Below are 3,273 nucleotides of genomic sequence, written 5' to 3'. Positions count from 1 at the left end.
GAGCAGGGCCAGCACCAGGCCGATGAAGCCGCTGCCCGAGTCGCCCATGAAGATCTTCGCCGGCGGGTAGTTCCAGGCGAGGAAGCCTGCAACGCAGKCGGCGAACGCGACGGGAACGAACCAGTGGGGCGTTGCGGTGGCAATYCACCAGCATGCAGCACCACCGAGCGAGACGGTGATGGCTTCGACGCTCGCGATGCCGTCGATGCCGTCCATGAAGTTGCAGAGGTTGATCATCCAGACCACGTAGGTGACCGCCAGGGCGAGGCCGAACCATCCGAGGTTCACCGACAGGCCGAAGATGGGCACGGGCGGTATGCCTCTCAGCACAATCAGGACCCAGGTGCCCGCCGCCGCATGGATGAGGAAGCGCCAGCGCGCGGGGATCGACTTGCGGTCGTCGATGAAGCCCACGATGGCGACGGCGAGGCCGCTGCCCAGCGCCGCGGCGGCAAAGTCCGCCGGAACGTGTCCGGCGAGCCAGAGGAGGGCCACCAGCGCGAGAAAGGACCCGACGATGGCGACCCCGCCCCCACGCGGCGTGGGGATGGTGTGGGAACTGCGGGCATTCGGATGGTCGAGCAGGTCGGCATCCAGGGCGTACTTGCGCGCACGCTCGGTGGTGACCCAGGAGGCGACCAGGCCCAGCAGCAGACACAGGATGATCATGGAATTGAGGAGGGGGAGGCTTGCGCGTAGCGCAGGAGTTTAGTGGCTTGTGCCGCGGGTGCCATCCGACATGGCGGGAGGTCGGGTGTCGGGTCGCCGCGCTCGCGCCTGTTCCTGTGCGGCAAGCAACTGAAGTGCCCAACCCTCGCACGAGTACGACTGCCGAAGCGAATCCTCGACGGGCTCGAACGGCACGCCGAGGAACGCGTCGTCGATCGCCGGCGCGGATCGCGAGATCAGCAGCACGCGCGAGGGATGGAACAGGTCGCTCTCGAGAATATGGCGATTGGTGGTGATGAGCTTCTTGCCGGCGAGCAAGGTCTCGATGGTGCGCATGGTGAGGCCGCGCTGGCGGGGATGTTCGACGTCGAGCACGGCACACGACTGCGCGACGACGGAGCGCACCTGCGCCGGCGCCATCGCCCGGGTCGACAGCTCGCCGCGCGCCGCACGCCACATGGCCGGGGAGCGAAGCCGCGCCACGACGGACTGGAGCGTGCTGGGAAAGAAGCCGAAGACGAACGCGCGCGCGGCGTCCTTCATGGACTGACGCACCCGGTTGACGACCCGGTAGCGATCGGAATGCAGTGTGCCGATGAAGCACCAGTCGAAGAGGTAGCCGGAAGCGGGTGTGGCGATCGGTGCCGTGTTCTTCGCGAACAGCGGGCGGTGATTCCAGCCGTGGCGCTGCGCGTCCTGCGGGTCGAACGTGGCAACGCTGTCGAAGCTGCCCAGCAAGGCCGGGGCTCCCGGGACGTTCTCCAGGCCATCCCACAGGTAGAAACCCATCGAGGCGCCGGGAAACCGTTGCCGCATCTGCTGCACGACGTGCGTCGTCAGGCCCTCGCCCTTGATGACCAGCACATGGGAGATCGACCGCGGATCGAGCGCATCGAGGCGGCGCAGGAAGTGCCGCTGGGACACCTTGCGGGTCCAGCCCGGCAGCAGCCGCAACAGGATCTTGTGGAGCGTGCCGTCGCTTGCGCGCTCGTTCCACCAGGTCACCTCATAGCCCAGGCCGCGCAGCGTGTCGCAGATGATCTGGTGGTAGTTGAATGTCAGCGGCGATACGAGCAGCACATGCCCTCGACGCGGGCTTGCTGCCGGCACGTTGGCGGTCTGGTTCATGGTTCGGCAGGGCCTTTCGGTCCGACGATGCGCGCCGGCACGCCGACCGCCAGTGCGCCTGCCGGAACGTCGGCCAGGACCACGGCGTTGGCGCCCACTGTGCAACCCTGCCCCAGGGTCACCGGGCCGAGCACTTTCGCGCCCGCCGCCAGCGTGACGTCGTCCTCGACGAGCGGGCGCTTGGCGGCATCGAAATGGAAATCGGCCTCGCGCGCGCCCAGCGTCACTTGTTGGAAGATGGTGACGCGGTCGCCGATGCGTGCAGCGCCGAGGACGGTGCCGTAGGTGTGGGCGATCACCAGCCCGGGGCCGATCGGCAGGCGTGCCGGGACCTCGAGCCCGAACAGCACGGCGTTCAGCAGGCCGGGCAGCTTGGCCAGGCGGGGCCAGCCGCCGGCCCACAAGGCCTGGCCGGTGCGCAGCAGCCAGACGGGGGCGAAGCGCGGCGAGAAGGCACTCGACCAGCGCCGCGCGCGGCCGGGCTGGCCGCTCAGGGCACACAGACGTGCCCAGTCGGCATCGAGCAGCTCGTTGCGTGTCATGGATTGCTGAGTCCCTTTTCGCGCAGCACTGCGGTGGCGGCCTCCAGCTGATCGACGTGCACGGGCTGCGTGCGGGCCCAGTTGCAGAAGCGGGTCAGGCCTTCGTCCAGACTGACCGTGGGCCGCAGGCCGAGCAGGGATTCCAGCCGGGTCAGGTCGGCATAGCAGTGGCGGATGTCGCCGACGCGGTACTGGCCGGTGATCCGCGTGCGCGCGTCGAAGCCGGAAACCCTGCGCAGCGTCTCGCTGAGGGCCAGCACCGAGGTCGGCACGCCGGCGCCCACGTTGATGACGGCGTTGTTCGGCAGGTCGGCCTCGATCGAACGATGCAGTGCGTGCACCACGTCGTCGACGTGCACGAAGTCGCGCGACTCGTGGCCGTCTTCGTAGATCGGGATGTCCAGGCCCTGGCGGATGCGGTTGAAGAAGATGGAGATGATGCCGGTGTACGGATTGCGCAGAGACTGGCCTTCGCCGTAGACGTTCTGGAAGCGCAGGATCGTGGTCTTCAGGCCGACGGACAGCGAGGCGGTGCGCACGAGCATCTCCTGCGCCATCTTGGTGGCCGCGTACACCGAGCCGGGGGCCGGCGGCAGCGTCTCCGGCGTGGGGATCGCGTGCAGTGCGCGGCCTGCATCGTCGGTGAGTTCCCAGCGCGCCTGGGCGAGTTGCTCCTTGCCGCGCGTCTCGGGCTGCAGCACGACGCCGGGCTGCGCATCGCTGCGGTAGGCCCCTTCGCCGTAGATGCTGCGGCTGGAAGCCAACACCAGGCGCGTCGGCCGGCGCGTGCACTTGGCGATGGCCTCGAACAGGGCTGCCGTCCCCAGCTCGTTCACGCCGACGTAGTGGCGGATCTGGTACATCGACTGCGCGGTACCGGTTTCGGCGGCGAGGTGGTAGACGCTGTCCACGCCTTCCAGCAGCTGTGCATTCT

General features: G+C 68.4%; 4 protein-coding genes. All 4 read right to left on the bottom strand.

Annotated elements, in window-relative coordinates:
• The coding region (locus AC1D15_RS23435; RefSeq protein WP_477827864.1) for an MraY family glycosyltransferase at positions 1 to 669 on the bottom strand (669 nt) is incomplete at its 3' end.
• Positions 670 to 708: 39 nt separating this feature from the next.
• Positions 709 to 1,797 (bottom strand): WaaS/CpsH family glycosyltransferase, encoded by a 1,089-nt coding sequence (locus AC1D15_RS23430; RefSeq protein WP_477827863.1) that lies wholly within the window; start codon positions 1,795 to 1,797, stop codon positions 709 to 711.
• On the bottom strand, positions 1,794 to 2,339 hold the full coding sequence (locus tag AC1D15_RS23425; protein ID WP_477827862.1) for a serine O-acetyltransferase: 546 nt from the start codon (positions 2,337 to 2,339) through the stop codon (positions 1,794 to 1,796). Before AC1D15_RS23425 ends, AC1D15_RS23430 begins: the two co-directional genes overlap by 4 nt.
• A partial coding sequence (locus AC1D15_RS23420) for an NAD-dependent epimerase/dehydratase family protein (protein ID WP_477827861.1) occupies positions 2,336 to 3,273 on the bottom strand: 938 nt, incomplete at its 5' end. The genes AC1D15_RS23420 and AC1D15_RS23425, both read right to left, overlap by 4 nt.

The sequence above is a fragment of the Rhizobacter sp. P2_H2 genome, assembly GCF_056403375.1.
This window is presented reverse-complemented; position numbering and strand designations above follow the sequence as displayed.

What these genes read in the sequence shown, in the direction of transcription:
- AC1D15_RS23430 (WP_477827863.1), bottom strand. Translation starts at nt 1,797, where the DNA reads ATGAACCAGACCGCCAACGTGCCGGCAGCAAGCCCGCGTCGAGGGCAT.
- AC1D15_RS23425 (WP_477827862.1), bottom strand. Translation starts at nt 2,339, where the DNA reads ATGACACGCAACGAGCTGCTCGATGCCGACTGGGCACGTCTGTGTGCC.